At 70.2% G+C, this 20,295-nt stretch carries 20 protein-coding genes and 2 pseudogenes; 13 read left to right on the forward strand and 9 right to left on the reverse strand.

All coding sequences use genetic code 11. The annotated features are described in order from the left end of the window. Nucleotides 1-888 (reverse strand): annotated as a pseudogene (locus KS423_RS06030) (hypothetical protein); the annotation flags it as partial. 202 nt (nt 889-1,090) lie between these two features. Here KS423_RS06030 and KS423_RS06035 point away from each other — a divergent pair. Continuing rightward, nucleotides 1,091-1,678: a hypothetical protein gene (locus KS423_RS06035; RefSeq protein WP_224275824.1), complete on the forward strand. Its 588-nt coding sequence runs from the start codon at nt 1,091-1,093 to the stop codon at nt 1,676-1,678. 106 nt (nt 1,679-1,784) lie between these two features. Here KS423_RS06035 and KS423_RS06040 read toward each other — a convergent pair whose 3' ends face one another. Next, a complete protein-coding gene (locus KS423_RS06040) occupies nt 1,785-3,029 on the reverse strand; it encodes a hypothetical protein (RefSeq protein WP_224275826.1) in 1,245 nt (414 codons plus the stop codon). A 168-nt stretch (nt 3,030-3,197) separates the two neighbouring features. On the opposite strand from KS423_RS06040, the pseudogene KS423_RS48410 reads away from it, so the two are divergent. Together KS423_RS48410 and KS423_RS06050 are read left to right on the forward strand one after the other, a co-directional pair. Then, a pseudogene (locus KS423_RS48410) lies at nt 3,198-3,581 on the forward strand (replication-relaxation family protein); the annotation flags it as partial. A 49-nt stretch (nt 3,582-3,630) separates the two neighbouring features. After that, on the forward strand, nt 3,631-4,485 hold the full coding sequence (locus tag KS423_RS06050; protein WP_224275852.1) for a hypothetical protein: 855 nt from the start codon (nt 3,631-3,633) through the stop codon (nt 4,483-4,485). 352 nt (nt 4,486-4,837) lie between these two features. On the opposite strand, the gene KS423_RS06055 is transcribed toward KS423_RS06050, so the two are convergent. Then, the gene (locus KS423_RS06055) at nt 4,838-5,218 is read right to left on the reverse strand and encodes a hypothetical protein (RefSeq protein WP_224275828.1); all 381 of its coding nucleotides are present in this window, start codon (nt 5,216-5,218) and stop codon (nt 4,838-4,840) included. Nucleotides 5,219-5,315: 97 nt separating this feature from the next. Here KS423_RS06055 and KS423_RS47215 point away from each other — a divergent pair, with 97 nt between their 5' ends. Then, nucleotides 5,316-5,450 carry a hypothetical protein gene (locus tag KS423_RS47215; RefSeq protein WP_263454539.1) on the forward strand — a complete coding sequence of 45 codons (135 nt, stop codon included), beginning with the start codon at nt 5,316-5,318 and terminating at the stop codon, nt 5,448-5,450. An 887-nt stretch (nt 5,451-6,337) separates the two neighbouring features. Here the strand turns inward: KS423_RS47215 and KS423_RS06060 are convergent. Beyond that, nucleotides 6,338-6,622: a GNAT family N-acetyltransferase gene (locus KS423_RS06060; RefSeq protein ID WP_224275830.1), complete on the reverse strand. Its 285-nt coding sequence runs from the start codon at nt 6,620-6,622 to the stop codon at nt 6,338-6,340. 185 nt (nt 6,623-6,807) lie between these two features. On the opposite strand from KS423_RS06060, the gene KS423_RS06065 reads away from it, so the two are divergent. The 3 genes from KS423_RS06065 to KS423_RS06075 all read left to right on the forward strand — a co-directional run bounded on the left by KS423_RS06065 (nt 6,808) and on the right by KS423_RS06075 (nt 9,030). Further along, nucleotides 6,808-7,206 carry a nuclear transport factor 2 family protein gene (locus KS423_RS06065; RefSeq protein WP_224275832.1) on the forward strand — a complete coding sequence of 133 codons (399 nt, stop codon included), beginning with the start codon at nt 6,808-6,810 and terminating at the stop codon, nt 7,204-7,206. A gap of 408 nt (nt 7,207-7,614) precedes the next feature. Further along, on the forward strand, nt 7,615-8,820 hold the full coding sequence (locus tag KS423_RS06070; protein ID WP_224275834.1) for a cytochrome P450: 1,206 nt from the start codon (nt 7,615-7,617) through the stop codon (nt 8,818-8,820). Between the two features lie 3 nt (nt 8,821-8,823). After that, nucleotides 8,824-9,030, forward strand: a complete 207-nt coding sequence (locus KS423_RS06075) for a ferredoxin (RefSeq protein ID WP_224275836.1) — start codon at nt 8,824-8,826, stop codon at nt 9,028-9,030. 691 nt (nt 9,031-9,721) lie between these two features. Here the strand turns inward: KS423_RS06075 and KS423_RS06080 are convergent. Continuing rightward, the gene (locus KS423_RS06080; RefSeq protein WP_224275838.1) at nt 9,722-10,027 is read right to left on the reverse strand and encodes a hypothetical protein; all 306 of its coding nucleotides are present in this window, start codon (nt 10,025-10,027) and stop codon (nt 9,722-9,724) included. Nucleotides 10,028-10,153: 126 nt separating this feature from the next. Between KS423_RS06080 and KS423_RS06085 the strand changes: the two genes are divergently transcribed. Beyond that, nucleotides 10,154-10,651, forward strand: a complete 498-nt coding sequence (locus KS423_RS06085) for a hypothetical protein (protein ID WP_224275840.1) — start codon at nt 10,154-10,156, stop codon at nt 10,649-10,651. A gap of 186 nt (nt 10,652-10,837) precedes the next feature. Here the strand turns inward: KS423_RS06085 and KS423_RS06090 are convergent, their stop codons facing one another. Next, entirely contained in the window at nt 10,838-11,389 is a 552-nt protein-coding gene (locus KS423_RS06090) for a YciI family protein (protein ID WP_224275842.1), read from the reverse strand. Nucleotides 11,390-12,093: 704 nt separating this feature from the next. On the opposite strand from KS423_RS06090, the gene KS423_RS06095 reads away from it, so the two are divergent. Both KS423_RS06095 and KS423_RS06100 read left to right on the forward strand, forming a co-directional pair. After that, nucleotides 12,094-12,996, forward strand: a complete 903-nt coding sequence (locus KS423_RS06095) for an aminoglycoside phosphotransferase family protein (RefSeq protein ID WP_263454541.1) — start codon at nt 12,094-12,096, stop codon at nt 12,994-12,996. A 230-nt stretch (nt 12,997-13,226) separates the two neighbouring features. Beyond that, nucleotides 13,227-13,487, forward strand: coding sequence for a hypothetical protein (locus KS423_RS06100; protein WP_224275846.1), 261 nt, complete (start codon nt 13,227-13,229; stop codon nt 13,485-13,487). 621 nt (nt 13,488-14,108) lie between these two features. Here KS423_RS06100 and KS423_RS06105 read toward each other — a convergent pair. Further along, nucleotides 14,109-15,020, reverse strand: a complete 912-nt coding sequence (locus KS423_RS06105) for an AraC family transcriptional regulator (RefSeq protein WP_224274350.1) — start codon at nt 15,018-15,020, stop codon at nt 14,109-14,111. Between the two features lie 114 nt (nt 15,021-15,134). Here KS423_RS06105 and KS423_RS06110 point away from each other — a divergent pair, with 114 nt between their 5' ends. Next, complete coding sequence (locus tag KS423_RS06110) at nt 15,135-15,968, forward strand: NAD(P)H-binding protein (protein WP_224274352.1); 834 nt, start codon at nt 15,135-15,137, stop codon at nt 15,966-15,968. Nucleotides 15,969-16,620: 652 nt separating this feature from the next. Here the strand turns inward: KS423_RS06110 and KS423_RS06120 are convergent. Both KS423_RS06120 and KS423_RS06125 read right to left on the reverse strand, forming a co-directional pair. Then, nucleotides 16,621-17,418, reverse strand: a complete 798-nt coding sequence (locus KS423_RS06120) for a hypothetical protein (RefSeq protein WP_224274354.1) — start codon at nt 17,416-17,418, stop codon at nt 16,621-16,623. Next, nucleotides 17,406-17,633 (reverse strand): hypothetical protein, encoded by a 228-nt coding sequence (locus tag KS423_RS06125; protein ID WP_224274356.1) that lies wholly within the window; start codon nt 17,631-17,633, stop codon nt 17,406-17,408. Before KS423_RS06125 ends, KS423_RS06120 begins: the two co-directional genes overlap by 13 nt. A gap of 18 nt (nt 17,634-17,651) precedes the next feature. On the opposite strand from KS423_RS06125, the gene KS423_RS06130 reads away from it, so the two are divergent. Together KS423_RS06130 and KS423_RS06135 are read left to right on the forward strand one after the other, a co-directional pair. Then, nucleotides 17,652-17,909, forward strand: coding sequence for a hypothetical protein (locus KS423_RS06130; protein ID WP_224274358.1), 258 nt, complete (start codon nt 17,652-17,654; stop codon nt 17,907-17,909). A gap of 1,201 nt (nt 17,910-19,110) precedes the next feature. Beyond that, nucleotides 19,111-20,037, forward strand: a complete 927-nt coding sequence (locus KS423_RS06135) for a site-specific integrase (RefSeq protein WP_224274360.1) — start codon at nt 19,111-19,113, stop codon at nt 20,035-20,037. The last annotated feature ends 258 nt before the right edge of the window (nt 20,038-20,295 follow it).

The following is a 20,295-nucleotide window of genomic DNA, read 5'->3' on the forward strand; positions in this document are numbered from 1 at the left end:
CGCGGGGGTCGCCCGGTGACCCGTGCGACCAGCCCCCGTACCACCGGCGGCTCCGGCCGGCCGACACCGGGGCGGGTCCGGCTCGCCCTGGCGATCGGACGGCGGGCCGGCCGGGGCCGAGCGGGCAGCGTGCACCGCGCCTCGCTGTTCTTCGCCGCTCTGATCACCTTCGCCACCGCCTGTGTGGTGGCCGGCTCCGCCGTGGTCCACGACCAACGCGACCTGCGTATGACGGCCAGGAACCCCGTCCCCGTCGCCGAGTCCGAGCGCGCGTCGGCCGCGGCCCGCTGGTGGGAACGGCCGGACACCTTCGACGGACGTGGCATCTCCGTCATCTTCGTCCAGCCCCTGGGCCAGGACGCCCCGCCGCCGCCCGGCCTGCCCCGGTGGCCCAAGCCCGGCGAGGCCTACCTTTCCCCCGCACTGCTCGCCGCGAACGCAGCGATGGCCGACCGCTACGGAACGCTCGCCGGGACCATTGCGCACGAGGGTCTCGCCGACGGCGCCGAACTGGTCGTCTACACCAACCCGACCCGGCCGGGGTTCTTCGACGAGGTCGACGAACGGACCTCCTACATCAGCGGATTCGGCAACCCGGACCGCGTCTTCTTCTTCATCAGCAGCCATCAGTTCGACCGAGGGCTGGACGAACTGCAGCTCCTGCTTCTGCTCATGGCCGGACTCCCGTGCGCCGCACTGATCCTGGTCGCGGTCCGCAGCCAGTCCGAGTCCCGCGATCGGCGTCTGTCCATGCTGGACGCGCTCGGGGCGCCGACCAGCCTGCGCACACTGGTCCTCGCGGGGGAGGCCGCCATGCCGCTCGTGGCAGGCATCGCCGCCGCAGGTCCGCTCGCGCAACATCCCCGCCACGGCGGAGGGGTTCATCACGGCCGCGGGTCCGTCCCGCACCCTGCTCTACGCGCCGCAGTCGGGTTCGACGGACAACGCACCGCGGGTCTCCCTCACCGGCCGGTGCGAGGCGCTCGCGGAGCTGGGACGGATGCGGACCTGTCCGACCCGGCCCAGGCCTCCGAAGGAGGCCTTCGAAAGCCTGACACCGCTCGGCCGCGAAGTCCTTCTGGGCGACGAGATGGTCAGCGCACCGGTGGCGACGGTCTGCGGCTGCACCGCCCCGACGGCCGGCGGCGAACTGGCGTTCTACGGCTTCCTCGTCCTCAACCGCGACGGCGAGCCCGGTGTGTCCGTGATCGAGCAGGCCGCCTACGCCCACCTCATCGGCCCCATGACCTACCGCCCGGGGCAGTCCTGGCTGCTCGGCACGGCCGCGCAGGCCGCGCAGATCCGCTGGCTGCTCGACGTCGCACTGCTCGGCCTCCTCGCCCTGGCCCTGGCGGGATCGCTCGGCGCCGCCGGCATCTTCCTGGAACAGGCCAAGGCGCTCGGCCCGCTGGCCTCCTACCGCACCGACGCCCGCTTCTACCGCGGCATCGCGTTCTGGAACCTCGCCCTCCCACTGAGCGTCGTCGGCGTGGCCGGAGCCCTGGTAGCCGCACTGTTGGGCCGACTGCTGATCAACCTCGGCAAGGGCGGGACGATGTCCCTGTCCGTCCTCGTTCTCGGCCTCGCCGTCGTCGCTGCCTCCGGCGCGGGTGTCGCCATCGTCTGCGGCAGAGTCGCGGCGGGCCAGGCCGCCGCCTGGCGCCCAAGAGCGGACTGATCAGAGAGCCGGGCCGGGGACGAGCAGGTTCGTCCCCGGCCCTCGTCACATGCACGTTGCACCTCGAACGCCGGCCGGGTCGCTTTCGGCGTCGAGGGCGCTGTGCTCAGCCGGTGGTGTAGTAGCCGGTCAGGTCGGTGATGACGTCCACCGCACCGCCGAAGCTGTCCATGGAGAAGGTGGTGGAGTTGTCGTCGAGGCCGGTGGTGACCGAGTTGGCCACGGTCAGGCCGGGGACATAGCTGAGGGTGGAGGTGCCCGGGACCTTCCAGTCGGCCGTGCCCGGGAACACCGTGAGGTGGCCGGCGGCGTCGGCGTTGGTGGCGGTGATGTTGAGCTCCGCGCCCAGGCCCTTCGGGTCCACCTCGATGCCGAGCCCCATGGTGGTCGGGCCGGTCATCTTGTAGCCCGTGGTCCGGGTGTCGTCCAGGCGGACGGGGGTTTTGAGCGCCTGGAACAGGCCGGTGCCCGAGGGGCTGTAGTAGCCGACGATGTCGACGATCACGTTGACCGAGCCGATGTGGTTGTAGATGTCGATCTTCCCGTCGGCCCCGACCGGCACCACGACCCGGTTCGCGACGTCGCGCCGGACCGGAACGGTGACGTTGGATGCCTCGGACGGGCGCGTCGTGCCGGTCGGGTAGACGGTCAGGAAGCTGTCCGCGGTGCCGTCGGTGGCGGTGACGTTGAGGACCACCGCATGGGCGTCCTGGTCGCCGAGTTCGGGCCGGGCGACCCGGATCGAGCGGGTGGCGGAGCTGCCGAGGGGGCCGGTGCCGTCGGTCCGGCTGTCGGCGATGCGGTTCGGGTGCAGGGGGGTGAACTTGTCGGCCGCGCCGGGCGCGTAGTAGCCGACCACGTCGAGGATGACGTCGGTCGTCCCGGCGCTGTTGAAGATGTTGACGGTGTGCCGGACGTTGTCCTGGCTGAGCGCGACCGTGACCAGGTTGGACACCGTCTGGCCGGGCGTGAAGGTGAGGCTGGAGGTGTCCGGAGTGCCGGTCTGGGGCGTGGATTCGCCTCGGACCGAGAGGTAGCCCGCGGAGGTGGGGTTGGTCGCGGTCACGTTGACCACGACGGCCGTCGCCTCGTGCGGGACCACGCCCACCACCGCCGGGTAGTACTCTCGCGGGCCGAGCGGAGTGAAGCCGTTGTGGAACGGAGTGTTGTCGGTCCGGGTGTCCAGGACGCGGGTCGGGCTCATCCCGACGAAGCCGGCCGGAGCGGTGAGGTCGGCGGTCCAACTCGGCGCCGAGGCCGGGGCGGCGAGGGCCGGGGACACGGTGAGGGCGGGGACGGTCAGGGTGAGGGCCGTCAGGACGGCCAGGGTGGTGGCGGTACGGGCACGCATGCCTGCTTCCCCCCAAGTACGGCTACTGCATTGGCTGTTCCGGAGAGTCCGGTATCTCTTGGACGTCTGAACCTGCCGGAGGTTGCGGGTCGACCGGAAATCTTTTGCGGAGGGGTGTGAGGGGATCGCCGTCCCGAAGTTCCGGACACCTGACCCGCTTGGCCGGTGGTGAAGCAGCCGTCGAGGTCGGCCGGGCGCACGGGACTTCGCCCTCTCGTCCCCGTCGACCGCCACCGTCGAGCGCAGCCGGGCGGTGGCGGTGCCGGCCGCTCCGGTGCGCCGCATGCGATGGCGGTCAACGAGACCGTGCTCGCCTTCGTCCTCGGCGGCACCGTGCCGGGGGCCGCGGGCAGGATGGGCAGGGTGCGTTCCTGGTCGACCGAGACGGAGGTCCTGCTGCCGGGAGGGAAGCGGAAGGTGCGCCCTGACGGTGTGTGGCAGGCTCCGGCGATCGGGGTGCCGGTGCTCATGGTCGAGGTCGACCGTTCCACCATGGCGCCGGCCCGGGTGGCGGCGAAGTTCACCGCCTACCGCGAGCTGTTCCACGTCAAGGTCCGACAACGACCCGGCCCTCGCCGGCGAGGAGCCCGCCGACCGCACGGTGTACTGGTGGCGCCGCGCCCGCGAGCAGGCCGAGCGGGAGGCGAACCGCCCGGCCTGCACACGCTGCTCGGCCAAGCTCACCGACGCGGAGTGGGACCGGGCGCGATGGGGCGACCGGCTGTGCACCGTTATCTGCACCTTCCTCTCCTCGTTGATCGCCGTGCTGGTCACCGCGATCAAGGAGAGTGAAGTGGATCCGCGCCACGAACTGATGGAGGGTCGGTCCCAACTGCCCTGTGTGAGTGCTGTTCTGGAAATCGGCGAGGCCCATCCGCCGTACGTCCTCCTCAACGGCCTCGCGGCCGAGGTCGAGCCGGTCACTGCGTACCTGCGCGACCTGGCGCCGAGTGACAGCAGCCCGCTGACGGCTCGCAGCGATGGGTTCGGGATGCTGCGGGTTCCGGCTGCTGTGGCTGCTCGATGTCGCCGGGGAGCGGGCGACCGAGGCGGAAGCGGCCGTGCTGACCGGTTGGATGCGCACGGCACCGAACCCGCAACGCCGGCGGCGCAACCTCCTGTCGCCGGCCCCGGGAACGGTCAAATCCGCGCACCGGCAAGCCGTACCTCGGCACCGGATATGCCGCGACGACGATCAACCATGCGAGTCAGCTCTCCTGCGTCCATCCCCGCCGGAGGCCCGTCCGCCTGCGGCGGGGAGCGGCCGATGCCTCACGCATTCGCCTACGGCTTGGTCAACCGCAGGTACCACCACGGCCGACTCGGCGGGTCGAACCACTCGCTGCACAACCGTTCCGACGCATACGGATCCGGCAACGTACGCCGCTCGAACTCCGCATCGAGCCGGGTCACGATCTGGCTCAGTTCACGGCGCGCGGCCGACGGCAGCGCATGAAGCATGGCTTCCAGGTTGTTCCGACCACCCAGCATCGTGGCACGGACAATCCGCCAACGGCACATAGAGCCACCGACCAGGCTGGCGCAAGAACCGTTCGTACTGGCCGAGCGCCTCACTCAAGAAGCCGGGCCCAAACCTGCCAGCCTCAAGGCGCCTGACAGCAGCTTGGGCACTTCGTCGCAGGCCTCGGACCTGACTGAACTGTTGGGACTGACCCCGAATCAACCGCGTCTGGGCGCGCACGGCGCCGGGCGACTTACGCGGCATCGCCCCTTCGGATCAACGTCATGGCGCCATCCTGCCACGCCACGGGCAGACCGACCGCCGAATTTCCTCCAGAACGGACGCCCTACCAGATAACCACACCACCCCTGACGTTCTGCGCACGCTCGGCAGCGTCCTCGATGTTCACCAGTCGCTCGGCGATCTGCCGGACGTACTCAGCATGCGACTTCGCTGGGTCGGCGCCGGGCGCGACGAGTTCGAGGTTGCTCCGGAGCAGGGCGCATTCACCCAGGAAGTCCGCCACCTGGTCCGGGGCCACCTTGAGCCAGTCACCGCTGGCCAAGATCGGGAAGAACCTCGCCCCCAACGAGCGCACGGCGTCGGATCCCCACACAGTGGTACGCCAGCGCTCGAAGCCCGCGAGGTCGGAACTGCCCTCCGGGACGTGCAGCAGGTCCATCTTGTCGTCTTCACCGACGACGAACACATCCACCGACAAGCTCATGGCCTCAGTGGATCACGGCGATGGAGGACGGATCCACAGGGTTACATGCTCGGCCGCGCACCGGTCCCCGGCGGCCCCGATCGCCCAATCGGGTGAAGTGAAGAGAAGCACGTCCTGCCAGAAGGAGGAGTCCGACCGGAAGCGGGCCGAGCGGGTCGCCGCCAAGGCTGAAGCCGCGGCTGCCGAAGCGGCCAGGGCGAAGAACGCCGGCTCCTGGTGGCGCCGCTCCTGACCGGCGGGCCAGCCGCAACACGAGGTGCAACACGACCGCGTTGCACTGCTGACCTGCGAAAACCCCCGGCGATCTGGGCCGGGGGAAGCGTGTTGCACCCGTGTTGCGGCCAGCCCGGCCGCTGTGACCTGCACTGGGGAGTTTCACGGGCGGGCCGGTGAGCTTCGCCCGGGGCGGTGGTGAGTTTGCCCGCCCCGGGTGGCCGCCCGCCGGTGAGTTTCGGGTGTTGTCGTAGGTCAGTGCCCGGTGGGAACGGGCGGGGCTACTCCGTCCGGGTGGTGGCCGGGTTCGCCGGCCCACGGGGGCGGGCAGAGCCTTCGCATGACGACCCCCACCAGGCACCGCCGTCGCCGTCGCCACCCGGCGGCCGCTGCCCTCCCGGCCGTAGCCCGGACGGCACCGGCCGCTGCCCGACAGCGCGGCGCGGGCGGGTGCTGCCGGACCTGGTTCAGCGAGCGCATCCGTCCGGGCGGCCTGGTCGTCCGTACGACGTGGCACGAGCCCGCCTGCACGACCGGGGGCCGGCCGTGACCGCCTTTGCCGCGCAGGCCTCGCCCGCCCGGTTCGCGCCCGGTAGCACGGCGGTGCGCCGCGACGTCCACGCGGGTCGGATCTGGACCGCGATGCCGCAGCGGGTCATCGACGACACCGGCGACACCCTCCAGCTCGCCTACTGGCCCGGCATCACCTCGCTCGCCCCGACCACCTGGGTGACGGCACCCGCACCAGCCCCGAGCAGTACCCCGAGAAATAGCAGCAGTCCATGGGACGGCCCGCCGCCCGAAGGGGCGGCGGGCCGTCGAGTCTGTTTTCGCCCCACCCACGAGCCCGTGGTGTGGGTTCTCCCGCAGCCGGCCTTCGAGGCAGTTGCTGCCAACGCGGGCAGCTCAGCTGTGGTTGATGCCGGGTGCGACCTCGCGGGTCATACGGAGGTTTGGCAGCCTTCCTTGCCAGAGCTCTCGCTCGCCCGTGATCTCGAATCCGTGGCGCTGATAGAAGCGGACCGCGCTGTCGTTGTAGTCGGTGGCCCATAGGCCTATGGGTGCGGCTCCGGCCCAGGTGAGGAACTCGGTCATCATGCGGCCACCGAGTCCCTGGCCCTGGACGTGTTCCAGCAGATACATCGGTCCGAGAGCGACCACCTCGCCGCGGCGCCCGCAGAGAACACTCATCACCGCCCCCGACGCCCTGCGCGCCCAACTGCGCGGCCTGGCCACAGCCGACCTGATCGCCACGTGCAGCCGCCTCCGGCCGGCCGGCGACCTGGCCACCCCGGCGGCCGCAGCTCGTGGGTGCTCTGGTTCGAAGTTGCCTCGATGCCATGTCCGTTGCCCCCTAGCGGTGTTACTGTCACGCCATGTCCAAGATCGAGATTGACGCGATAACCGCCGAGTTCTTCGGAGCCTTCGACAACCGCGGCGGCAAGCCCGCGGACGTGGCCCGGATCCGCCGGCTGGTCATTCCGGGTGGTGTGATCGTGCTGACCGGGCCGAAGTACACGGTCTACACTGTGGACGAGTTCATCGATCCGCGCGAACGCCTGCTCGCCGACGGCCGGTTGGTCGAGTTCTCGGAGTGGGAGACCTCCGAGCGGACCGAGATCGCGGGCGACATCGCGTCGCGCTTCGGCGAGTACCGGAAGGCCGGCGTCCTGGACGGCGAGCCGTTCGAGGGCGGTGGGACCAAGACCATCCAGTTCGTCCGCACCTCGGAGGGCTGGCGAATCGCGGCGTTCTCCTGGTACGACCAGCCCTGAGCTGAGGCACGGCCTCGAACCGCTTGACCAAACACATAGGGGCACCCCCCGCAAAACCGCGAAGGTCAATCAGCAGATCCCGACGGCGAGCCAGACGTTCGAGCGGTGTACCAGGCTTAGGGTCAACGGCGAGACCGGCCCCAGGACCTGGGCCAAGCAGGGCTACCTCAGGGGCAACGGCTGGGCCTGTCGGCGGGGCGCGGTGAAGTACGGCCACCCGGCCGGCCTCCGGCATTGCCTTAGCCTTCTGCCATTGCAACGGCCCATTGCGTTTGAGTTCAGCGTCATTGCATCAATTTACCGCCACTGAGCTGGCAGAACGCATTTCATGCGATTGACGGTAAGTCAGAAAAAGCCGTAGCTTTCCAGTGATCCCGAACGTGAGGCAACGCGAAACGAGGAACAGCCATGGGTGAATCCCCGCACACCGTCACGACCATGCCGGCGGCGCGCCGCCCCGGCTGTCCCTTCGACCCGCCTGCCGAGCTGATCGACGCCCGCCGACACGGGCCGATGAGCCGCTACACGTTCCCCGGCGGAAAGCCCGGCTGGTTGGTCACCGGATACGACCTGGTCAGGGCGGTGCTGGCCGACACACGGTTCAGCTCGCGCAAGGACCTGATGCTCCACCCGACCATCGACTACGGCGACTTCCAGACCCCGCCGGCGCCGCCCGGGGAGTTCGTCCTCATGGACGAGCCCCAGCACAGCCGCTACCGCAAGCCCCTGACAGGCAAGTTCACCGTACGGCGAATGCGGCTGCTCACCGAGCGCATCGAGCAGGTCACCGCCGCCCGCCTGGACGCCATGGAGGCGGCCGGGCCTCCGACAGACCTGGTGACCGCATTCGCCAAGCCGATCCCCGCCATCGTGATCTGCGAGCTGCTCGGGGTGCCGTACGAGGACCGGGGCTCCTTCCAGGAGCAGGTCGACTCGTTCATGAACGGGGAGACGAGCGACGAGGACCTCATGGCGGCCTACGCCTCGACCCAGGAGTACCTGGCAGAGCTGGTGGCCGCCAAGCGCGCCAACCCCACCGACGACGTGCTCAGCGACCTCACCGACAGCGATCTGACCGACGAAGAGCTGAAGGGGATCAGCCTGATTCTGCTCGCGGCTGGTCTCGACACCACCGCGAACATGCTGGCCCTTGGAACCTTCGCGCTGCTGCGCAACCCGGACCAACTGGCCGCACTGCGCGCCGATCCCGCGCTCGCCGACCGGGCCGTGGAGGAACTGCTGCGGTACCTGAGCGTCGCCAAGACCTTCATGCGGACGGCCCTGGAAGACATCGAACTCGGCGGCCGGACCGTCAAGGCCGGCGAGCGGGTGATCCTCTCGTTCAACACCGCCAACCGCGATCCCGAGCGCTTCCCCGATCCCCACGCGCTCGACCTGCGGAGGCAAGACGGCGGACACCTGGCCTTCGGCCACGGCATCCACCAGTGCCTGGGCCAACAACTGGCCCGCATCGAGATGCGGGTCGCCTTCCCCGCACTGCTCGACCGCTTCCCCACACTGCGCCTCGCCGTACCGCCCGAGGAGGTCGCCCTGCGCCCGGAGCTCGCGGACATCTACGGGGTGAAGAGCCTCCCCGTCACCTGGGACGCGTGATCGATGAGGATCACCGTGGACGTCGAACGCTGCATCGGCTCCGGAATGTGCGTCCTGACGGCCGGCGAGGTCTTCGACCAGCGCGACGACGACGGCACGTCGGTCGTGCGGCAACCCGAGCCTCCAGCCGGGGCGTTGGATGCAGTTCGCGAGGCGGTCGCCCTGTGCCCCGCCTCGGCGATCAGCCTGTCGGCCGACCAGCGACGTTAGGGCGTGTCTTGCGGATCTTTGCCGGGTGCGCGACGCCGGGGCACGCATCTCGCCGCGTTGTCGTCGGTCGCCAATGGCCCCCAGCCTTCGGTCGGGAGGTGCCCCCACCGCAGTGGCTCCCTCCTCCGCCTTGCGATGCACGCACCCCAACGCCGCGGCCTGATCCGTCAAGATCCACAAGATGCGGCACCTGTGTCATGAGAGCGGTGTTTGCCCTGGTGGAGGGGCGTGCCTGTGTCACCTGTAGCGGTTGTGTCCAGTTCAGCGTGGGAGCTTCATTCCATGACCGCGTTGGTAGTTGAGGCCACCGTCCAGACTTCCCGAACCCGTCGGCCCTCGATCCGCTCGTGCGGCAGCCGCATGCACACGACTCCGGACGCCTTTGCGATGTCGATCACGGCGACCCGAGCCACGGCTCCGTCGTCTTGGTCCTCCCTCGTTTCTTCCATGGTCGTCGGCCCTCCCTTGCTGTCGTGCTTCAGGGTGGGGCCGTCCGGGGAGCCTGAGGAAGGCGGAGAAGCTGAACGGCGTGCTCAAAGCGACAGTGCGTGGTCCCTCGGTCAGCCCCCTCACCAGACTCCTATGCGAGCTCGAAGCCCAAACATCATGCGGCGTCAGCGGGCGGCCCCCACACCGATTTTCACGCGGGCAAGGCGTCATCCGCAGGCGAACGGCTGACTCCTATGGGGTGTCAAGCGGCGGTGAGCCATTCGCGGTAGGCGTTGGCGAGGTCGTCGTCGCGGCGGATTCCGCGTTCGAGGGTGGAGATGGTGGCGGGCCAGACGCCGAAGTGGTTGGCGACGGCGGTGAGGGTGATGTTCTTGGCCTGGCGGGCGGGCCGGAGGTCGGCGATCTCGGCGACGGTGACGGTTGTGGTGAGGCAGCGGAAGATCTCGCGGGCGATGGCGCGTTTGAGGAGGCGGATAATCTCCTTCTTGGTGCGGCCGGCCTCGGTCTGGCGGGCGACGTAGTCGCGGGTTCGCCGGTCGCTGGACATCCGGCACAGGGCTATACGGTAGAGGGCGGCGTTGGCCGCGCGGTGGCCGCCGCGGGAGAGGCGGTGGCGGTTGATCCTGCCGTTGTGATCCGACGTGGTGTTCGACTGGGAGTCCGCATAGGAGCTGTGCCTGCCGGGCTGGCCGCCTCGTTATGGCTCGGCGTAGCTGTCGCGCAGCTCCTCATGAAGCCGCATGCCCTGCCGGGTTTATCCCGACTTGTCATCGCGGTCGGCGGAAGCCTGGGTGTCGGCGTTCTGGTCGGCGCGATCACCGGTGCGGCACTTGCGCTGTCACCTGAGTGGCTGGCTGGGCGCACCTCGCTGCGAGGACTATTCGCCGGGATTGTCGCCGGGACGACATATCTCGGCGAGACCGTCGTCGTGGCAGTGGCCTCCGATGGCGGATACGGGCCGATGCTGCTCACGCTCCTCTCCACTCCCGTGGTTAGCGTCGTGGCAGCGGTGCACAGCGGTGACATCCTGCAACGCAAACACTCGCAGAAAGTCAGCATGCTGACGCACCACCCGCGTCATCGCCAGCAGGAACCGTCAGGCCGGCGCCTGTTCGGCAGTGTCGAAGTCCCCGAGGGCCGTCACCATCCCGCCGATCAGCCGACCGAATAACGTTTTGCGCGCACCTTGGCTGGACCCCGCGAGCCCCGGGGGTTCGGGGAAGCCGAAGGTCCTTCAGCGCGAACTCACGGGTCCACCGGTGTGCGTCAGGCCGACGGACCCGTGGATTCGGATGAAACGCGAGGACGGAGCGATCCGAAGGGCTTCCGGTGTGACGTCGGTCTGGACGTCCTCGGGTTATGACGGGCGCCCGCCGAACTGCCAGTTGTGCACCTCGATGGTGGCGTATCGGTCCCGGGTCAGGATGGCTCCTGCCGTATCCGGGTCCGGCGCGCGGAGCAACGCGGCCGTGCCGAGCCAGGTGGTGCCGTCGTCGGACAGCAGCGGCCCGTAGGCGATGAGGTCGTCTCTGTCAGGCGGCACGGCGAGGTCGGCGGCCTGTCCTGCGCCGAGGCCCAGCACGAGGTATCGGTTGCTGCCGGTCCGGCCGCCGGGGAAGTCCCACATGGTGCGCCCCAGCGTGTTGCTCCACCGTCGCAGCAGCACGTCCCGGTAGACGCCAGCCTGGTAGCCCGGCTCGTCGAAGGCGAACGCGCGGGCGGCGGCGGGATCGGGCAGGTCGACGATGTGCACGCTGCCGGTGGGAGCGCCACCGTTGCCGGTGAGGGTCGGGCCCCGGGCGATCATCTCCTTCGCGTACCGGTCCATGTAGGACCAGTGCTCTTCCAGTAGTTCGTTGCGAAGTGCTAGGGAGCCGGGCCGGTCGTGGTGGTAGCAGAAGAACTCCATGCCCGTAGGGTCTCTTCAAGGAAGTAACCAGGTCCAGCGAATTCACTGTGCTGGCTGTTCGGCGGTCTCACGCAGAAGCCTGCGTGCCGAGTCCGCGTACCGGATGGCGGTTTTCTCGGCCAGGCCGAAGACTTCGGCGAGGTGGAGCGGGTCGGGGCCGTGGACGAGGCTTCTTCGAGCTGGCGGTCGACGCGGAGCCGTTCGAGGGTGGCGGTTTGGCCGCGAAGCGCGGCGGAGACGGAGACGCCGCTGATGGGGCCGGTCTTCAGCGCGGTCTGCTTGTTGATCAGCAGGTGCGGGTTGGCGGTGTCGGGCCAGCGTCGTCGTCGGTGCTCCAGCCAGGCGAGGGCGGCCTGCAGGGTGAGTTCGTCCAGGGGCCGGACGCGGCCGTCGATGGCGAGTCGGCGGTCGCCGATGTCGAGGTCGTCGAGCTGGAGGCGGCGGATCGCGCCAGACAGGCCGCTCCGGCTGCGCCGTCGTCTGCGACCTGCCGTTCGTCCGTCCGGTGCGCGGCATCGGATGGTGCCGTGAACTGCGCGTGGTCATCGGCCTTGGGATTGGTAAGCGTCGATGATCCTGAGTGCTGTATGGGGTAGTTCGACGCGACCGCTCTTCACGCTCCGTGACACTGAAATGTGGTGGGCGTGCACGGGCTGTGCTCATAGGATGCGCAGGATCTGCATCGACTTCCTGAGGGGGACGTGTTGAGAGAGCTGGCCTGCATTGCTCCCGAGGTGCGGGATCGTCTCGTCGTTCGGTTCGGCGCTGGTGTGCTCGGTTGGTGTGACGAGTTGCCGGCTCTCGTCGGTGAGCTCGCTGATCGCTGGAATCTGGATCTTGTTGCGACGGGGGGCGGAGGCACCTCGCGGGTGTTCCGCTGCTTGCAGCGTGGCTCTGGTGCCTCGGTGTGGCTGAAGCTCACGCCAGAGCCCTTGATTGCCTGCGAGGAAGCCGAAGCCCTGCGAGCCTGGGCAGATATGCCGTCGGTCGTCACTCTGCTGGCGGCGGACCTCGCTGCCGGGGCCTTGCTGCTGGAGAATGTGGAACCGGGAGTACCGGTGCGGCAGCTTGCTTGGAATTTGCCCGAGGTCGCGGCCCTGCTTCGAGATCTGCGGTTCTCGCCTCCCGTGCCAGGGGAGCACTCGGTGCTGCGGCCTCTCTCACACAGGATCGACTTCCTGTTCGACTTGACTGATCGCAGGCTGGCGGCGGCCCGCGCGAACGGCGTGGTTGCCCCGACGGTGCTTGGTCAGGCCCGAGCAGCAGCCCTGGAACTTGCCGCCAGTGGGCCTGTGGGACTTGTGCATGGTGATCTCCATCCGGCGAACGTGCTGTCTGGTCCGGGAGCCCGCATGGTGGCGATCGATCCGAGGCCGACGTGGGGCGACCCGGACTTCGACGCTGTGGACTGGGTGCTTGAGGGAGTCGCAGATCCAGCCATGCTGGAGCAGAGGACTGAGGAGCTGGCGGCGCTGGTTCCTGGCCTGTCTCCTCGGCGTGTGGTGGGTTGGTGCCGGGCTCTGGCCGCCCTCGTTGCGGTTCCCAGAATGTGTGCGGGGCGGGACGACGCGGAGACCCGGTTCCTTATGGCCCTGGTCGGCGGCTGATTCGCCCGGTGGCTGTGACCGGATCCGCTCGGCCGTTGCCACTGTGCCTGTCAGCTGCCGTGAGCGCCCGGAGCGTAGTTCTTCCAGGGGTCTCCGGCGTCGATGGCAATGCGGGTGGTGCTTTTGTCGGTGACGCCGTCCGCGCCGGGGCGGGGGCGGGGGATGATGGGCCGGGGTGCGGTACTGGGGGTTGGGTGTGCCGGGATGCGTGGTGGGGCAGGGGGTGTTGCGTGGAGATCATGGCCGGTACGGGGCTGGTGGGCGGGGTGTGGCCGGAGCTGGTGCCGGGCCGGTGTCCGGTGCTGGTGGTGCCCGACGCGGTGGGACGCCCGGTGGCGGTGGGGGAGGGGTGGGCCCGCGACGCGGGCGTCCTGGAACGGGATCCGGCCCCGGACTGGTCCGCGTTTGCGGCTGCACCGGGCCTGACGGTGCGTCGGCCGGACGGCGAGGCCTGGTTCGAGGGGGAACTCGCGGCCGGGCGCGAGTGGTGACGGGCGCTGCGCGCGCACGAAGTCCTGCTGCTGGTGACCGAACCCTTCACCGATGTCTTCGACTTCCGCCCCGCCGCCGCAGCCGGGAACCTCGCCCTGCTGGCCGTACGGGCCCGTACCACCACCAGCCCCTGACCCACCCCGGCCCCGCGCCGTGGCATGCCGGCCCGGCGGGCCTGTGGTCACCGTCGTCCGCAGAACAGGCGCGGTGCTTGGGCGGCCTCGGCGCAGCAGCCCGCCCCGCAGACCCCGGCCGAGTCGGCTGCCTCGGTCGCTTCGGTCGCTGCGTCCCGTCAGGCCGCCCGCGCGGAAGCCGCACCGGCTGTGGCCCGGCGTCCCGCCCTGTCGCTGGCGCGGTGTCGCGGGCGCGGAACACGGCGGCTTCCGAGGTGGTCCGGCGGACTGGGAGCCCGCTGTGGCGGCGAGGTTCCCGGTCGGTCCGCTTGCGGTGCTCGATGTCGCCCCGTCTGGGAAGGCCTTGGTGACCTTCCTCGCCGACGGCGAGTTGGCGCCGTCCGGTCGGACGCTCGCGGACGCGGTGGAGTGGGCGCTGGAGGGGTTGTCCAGCCAGCCCGACTTCCCGTGCACCGCACCCGTGGTGAGGCGACGCAGGGGTGCCCGTCAATCCGGCGTGGTGCGGTAGCGGCCCGGGGAGAGGCCGTGGTGGCGCTTGAAGGCGTGGGAGAAGGCGAACTCCGAGGCGTAGCCGACCCGGGCGGCGAGGGCGCTCAGGGGGAGGTCGGAGCCGCGGAGCAGGCGCGCGGCCAGCGCCATGCGCCACCAGGTGACGTATGCCAGCGGTGCCTGGCCGACCGTGGCGGTGAAGCGGCGGGCGAAGGCGGAGCGGGAGAGGCCGGCCCGGGCGGCCAGCGCCTCGACCGTCCAACTCCGGCCCGGTTCCTCGTGGACGGCCTGGAGGGCCTGGCTCAGCGAGGGGTCGGCGAGGGCGGCCGCCCAGCCGCGCTCGGGCCCTGCCGAAGGATGCTCGGACGACGCCCGCAGGATGAACAGCAGCAGCATGTCCAGCAGCGCCGGGACCACGGCCGCAGCGCCCGGGCGGGGCTTCTCCAGCTCCCCGGCCAGGAGTTCGACTGCCGAGCGGATCTCCGGGTGGTGGCCGGGGCCGGCAGGCAGGTGGAGGACGTCCGGGACGTCCCGCAGCAGCGGGTGGGCGCGGACCGGGTCGAGTTGGTAGGCGCCGCAGAGGGTCACGACGTCCGGCTCCGCTGCCCCGGTGGCCTCCGCCCCGTACGCCCCGACGCGCTGGTCGCAGACCGGCTCGGCGAGCGGGGTGCCGGGGTGGTCGGCCAGAGCGTGCCCGTGGCCTCTTGGGAGGAACAGCACGTCCCCGGCCGCGAGCCGCACCGGCTCGCCCTCGTCCGGGACCAGCCAGCAGGAGCCGTGCAGGACCACCTGGAAACCCGCCCCCGGCGCCCCCGGGAACCGCTGACCCCACGGCGCCCGCCACCCGACCCGAGCCGAGCGGGGCTCCCCCGTCCGCAGGGTCGCGACCACATCGCTCAGCACGTCCATCCGGACGACGATAGACGATCGCGCATCAACGGAGGACTTGCGAGCATTGGGCACCTCGGAGCCACCGCATACGTTCGACACATGACGGACAAGCGAACTGACGATGGGTCAACCGTGTTGGTGATCGGCGCCTCCGGAACGGTCGGACGCCATGTCACCCGGCAGCTCACGGAGGCCGGAACGCACGTACGGGCACTGACCCGGCAGGCGGACCGCGCGCGGCAGGAGGGGTTCCGCCAGGGGGACCTGCTCGATCCGGCATCCCTGCGCGCGGCCGCCCGCGGAGCCGGTGCGGCCTTCCTGACCTGGCCGTTCCCGACCACCGAGGGCGCGGCGGAGGCGGTGGCGGCACTGGCCGGGGAGGTCGGACGGGTGGTGTTCCTCTCCTCGGCCGCCGTCCGGGACGTACCGGGGGCGGGCCCGCAGTCGCCGGGGCGGCCGGACGGCGGGATCGAGGCACTGCTCGCCGACAGCGGGGTGCGGCACACCGTGCTGCGGCCGCACGGCTTCGCGGCCAACGCGCTGCGCTGGGCGGAGGAGATCCGCACCGGGGGCGTCGTCCGCGGCTACGGTGGTGCGGCCGGGCTCAGCCCGGTGGACGAGCGGGACATCGCCGCGGTCGCCGTCCGAGCCCTGGTCGAGGACGGCCACGACGGCGCCCGGTACGTCCTGACCGGCCCGGAGTCACCCACCCAGGCGGAACAGGTGCGGATCATCGGCGAGGCCGCCGGCCGCCTGCTGCGCTGGGAGGAAATCCCCCGCGAGGCCGCCCGGCAGCGCATGCTCACCACCGGCTGGCCCCCGGCGATCGCCGACGGCGCACTCGACTTCATCCACGCCCGCATCGCCGAGCCGGAGCCCGCCACCACGACGGTCCGGGACGTCACCGACCGCCCCGCCCGCAGCTTCCGCACCTGGGCCACCGACCACGCCGCCCTCTTCCGCTGACCACCCGCGCGGGAAGCCGGCCCCGGCCGGCACTTCCGGTCGCCGGCGCAATGGACCTTGCTGGTCAACCCGCCCCTGGAGCGCCCGAGCAAGGCTTCCTTCAGCCAAAGCCTGCGCCGACGCCGGGTACGTCGCCGTTCTTCCCTTTCCGGGCCGCCTGAGGCGTCCCGCCCGTCTTGTTCCTCTGGGCCAAGTCCACCTCGCCGCGCTTCGCGGCTTCCGCGATCAGGCCCTCCATCAGGCGGGCGGAGCCGGGCGTCGTATCTGGGGCGGGAGAGCGCGTGCTGCTCGACGCCCTTGCCTCGCTACCTGCCGATGACCGCGACCGGTTGCTCCGGAAGGAGGCTGCACTGGTCGACTGTCTCGACAGCCGAGACCTCGGCCGGCACTGACCCGAGTCCCCGCCCTTCGGCCGTCGTGCTCGGCGCCATCACCGTCCCCCGATGTGTGACCCTCCACGCCACCACGACCAGCGGTCAGGCGGCGTGGAGGACGCGCTTGCGCAGGGCGACCTCGTCGACGCCCAGAACGCGCGGCACCGCGTGCGCCCGATCCGGCAGGGCGCGAAACCAGTTTCCACTTGTCGCCGACAGTGGGCGCCCAGGAGGGCGCCGCGTCCTTCGCGGAGGACCGAGTCGGGAGGGGCGCCCCGTCAGGCGGGAACGTTCTTGATGACAGCGTCGGTCAGCGGCGAGAGCTGATCGGACAGCTTGTCGAGGTCTGCGGTCCGGCCGTCGGACCACTGGGCCGAACCGACGACCACGCCGTGCCCGTAGGCCGCGAAGCCCTGCACGCGGCCGCTGTCGGCCGGCAACCGGCGCAGACCCGAATCCGTGGGCGGGACATGGACGGCGACCTGGAAGGAGTCGGCGTGGGAGCCGAGAAAGCTCACCAGGTGCACGCCGTCGCCCTGGTCCGCCATGGTGAACAGCGCCACGTTGTACTGGTTGCCCTCGGCGTCCTTGTACAGCGCCAGGTCGACTCCGAGACAGCCGTGGCCCTGTGTGATCAACCCGGCGAGGGTCGGCGCCACGGTGTCCGGGCCGGTGCAGTTCGAGCGCGCCACGCCCGCCACCAGCGTGTACCCCTGGACCTGCGCCGGAAAGACGGACAGCGGCATCGCCGAGACCGGAGCGCCGGATGCCGCCGACGAAGCACCGATCGACGGCGTCGCCACCTGCGGCGAGCGATCGGACGATGCCGGCGCAGCCAGCGCGGGCGGTGCGGCCGGTGCAGGGCTCGACGGCCGGAGCAGGTACGCCCCCGCGCCCGCTGCCACCAGCAGCGCAGCGGCCACCGAAAGCAGCAGCCGACGTCGCGCGCTTCGTCGTACGGGCCGGCGCGCCTGTTCGGCGACACTCGGCTCCCGTACCGCGTTGTTCTTCTCAAACTCCTTGACGAACTCTTCCCACAGGTCGTCACCGGATCCACGCATGCTCACAGCTTCCACACCTTAATGATCACCGCCACCGCTGGGAAGCCGCGCCCCGTGCCGTCGCTGGTGCTGGTCCTGCCGAACCGGATGGTGCGTGGCTGCGCCAGGCGCAGGGCGCCAGTCTCGTTCCCACCACCGTCCAGGTCCCGGCCGGGCCGGCCCCCGCTCCGGCCGAGGCCGCGCCCGTGCGCGCGGCCGCCGTTGTGGAACCCGCTCAGACTCCGGTTCACGCTGCTCCGGTCGTTCCGGTGCCAGCGGCGCCGGCGGCGTTCGGCGGCTGGTGGTCTCTGACCGGATGGACCGTCAACCCTGACGTCTACCTCGTCCTCGGCGAGGGCCACCAGGTCGGCTGGGTCGAGCGCGGCCTGACCGGCATTGGCGATCAGTGGGTGGCGGTGTACGAGGGGTACGTCATCGGTGACCCGACCACCCAGGAGGCGGCCCTGCATGACACCCCGGAGCAGGCCCCCCGGACAGTCCGGCTCGCCTATCTGCAGAACCTGTGACCGGCGGGACCCGGCTACGACGGCAGGCCGTCGGCGTCGGCCCGGAGTTCGGCGTAGGCGTTCAGGCGTTCGTCGTCCTCCGGCCGCGATAGCCGTTGTCGCTCGGTCAGCCGGCCGCTTCGACGTACGACGCCAGATTGGCCAGCGAGGAGGCGATCCCAGCCTCGTGGATCGCTTGGTCGACAAAGATCAAGCGTACGTCCAGCAGCTCGGGCATCGTCCCAGTTCAGAGGAGGTGGAGAGGATGTAACCGGGCGTCAAGCTCAGGGCAGCCAGCCGGTGTGAGTCCGGTCCGGGGAGACGCCAGGGTCCTCGGTAGCTGACTCCCGGCGTTCGTCGAGAGGCGGGCGTCGAAGTGGAGTGACAAGCGTCCTTCGGGGGCGTGCGACCGGCCAGTCCGCAACATGAAGTGAAGCCTGCAGCGTCGTGATTTAAGCCCGTCGAGAGGCGGGGCCAAGGAGGAGCCGAGCCTGTGCTTGAAGGGCGAAGGCCATGGAAGGCGTCCCAGATCCTGGAGCGGGCGCTCAAGAACCTCCCGGCGTAAGGGGCGTGGAATGGTCGGAGGGTTGTCCTGGGAACTGGAGAGGGCCTCCTCCGCCCCGGGTATTGCGGACCGGGAGTGTGGCTCGCCTATAACCGGCGGAACCGGGAAGTGGCGGGCTGCCGAGAGGCGGCCGGAGGGGGTCGTAGTAGTGCCGATCGGCGGGACAACACAACCCGTCAGGAGCGAAGGGCCCCTGCTTCATCGATGCGTGACACGAACAAGGAGGGGCCCGGGTGAGTGCCGGAATGGCTGTGTCCGCCCGCCGGGAGGACACATGCCGCGGTGAGCGGCGTCCTCTGGACAAGGTCCGAGCCTTGCACAGTTATCTGCACCATCTCTGCTCGTTGATCTCAGTGACGGTCCCCGAGATCAACGAGGAGAGTGAAAAGTGGATCTTCGACACGAACTCATGGAGGGGCGGGCGGATATCCCCCGTGTCGGGGCGGTGTTCCCGGCTCGGGGCGTCCATCCTCCGTACGTCGTCGTCAACGGGTACGACGACGAGATCGAGCCGATCACCGCGTACCTGCGTGACTTGGCGTTGAACGACAGCAGTCCGCTGACGGTCCGCAGTTACGGGTATGGGCTGCTGCGCTGGTTCCGGCTGCTGTGGCTTCTCGGGGTGGTCTGGGAAAGGCGACCGAGGCGGAGACGGCGGTGTTGGCCGGGTGGCTGCGGACGGCGTCGAACCCGCAGCGCCAGCGCAAGACGGTCACCAACCCGGTGCCGGGCTCGGTGAACCTGCGGACGGGCAAGCCGGTGCTGAGGGCTGGGTACGCGCCGCGGACGATCAACCATGCGCTGTCGGTGGTGAGCGGGTTCTACGAGTTCCACGCCCACCAGGGCAACGGGCCGGTCACCAACCCGGTGCCGGTCTCTCCGCAGCGACGCCGGGCGCTGGCCCACCGCAGCCCGCTGGAGCCCAAGCCGGTGCTGGGCCGGGCCCGGCTGAGGCAGAAGGTCCCCGACCGTCCGCCGCGGTCGATCCCGGACCGTCTGTGGGATGAGCTGTTCGAGCGGATGGGGTGCCAGCGTGACCGCGCCCTGCTGGAGTTCTACGTCTCCAGCGGCGCCCGCGCCGAGGAACTCCTGGGTATCGGCATCGGGGACGTCGACTGGTCGGGCCAGGGGATCTATGTGATCTCCAAAGGGACGCGAGAGAGGCAGGCAGTTCCGGCCTCGCCGCAGGCGTTCCTGCGCCTGGCCTGCTACCTCGACGAGATCGGCACCGCGGCGGCGGACGAGCCGCTGTGGCGGACCCGTCGCGGCGCGGACCGGCCCATGTCCTACTGGGCGATGCGGCGGGTCATCCAGCGGGCCAACGAGGCACCGGGCACCAACTGGACCCTGCACGACCTGCGGCACACCGCGGCGAGCCGGATGGCGAACGGCGGCAAGCTGACCCTGCCGGAGGTGCAGGCGGTCTTGCGTCACGCCAACATCCAGACCACCAGCCGCTATCTCGCGGTACGGGTCGAGGAGATCTTCGACAAGCTCACCGAGCACTACAACTCCCCGCGTGTTGAACGTAGTTACCCGTCCGGCTACAACGCCGACGACATCGCGGCGGTGTTCGGTGCCTGAGACGCAGCTTCGCACCACCGGTCAAAGCCGCCGCCACGGTCCAGTCGTGGAGGGGCTCCAGTTCGCCAGCCGTTTCGTCGGGGGCCGATCACGCCGGAGCCTGCCGTTGCGGCCAGCCTGCCCCGGCCCCACGGCGAGTTCGCCACCGCTTCGGTCTCGCTGTTGTCGCAGGTGGCCGGCTCCTCCTCGATCTGGCCCGGCACACAGCGCGCAACCCGCCTGAACTGGAAGAATTCAACCCGCGCGCTGCTCGAATAC

Source organism: Streptomyces sp. LS1784 (genome assembly GCF_020103755.1).
GTDB lineage: Bacteria > Actinomycetota > Actinomycetes > Streptomycetales > Streptomycetaceae > Kitasatospora.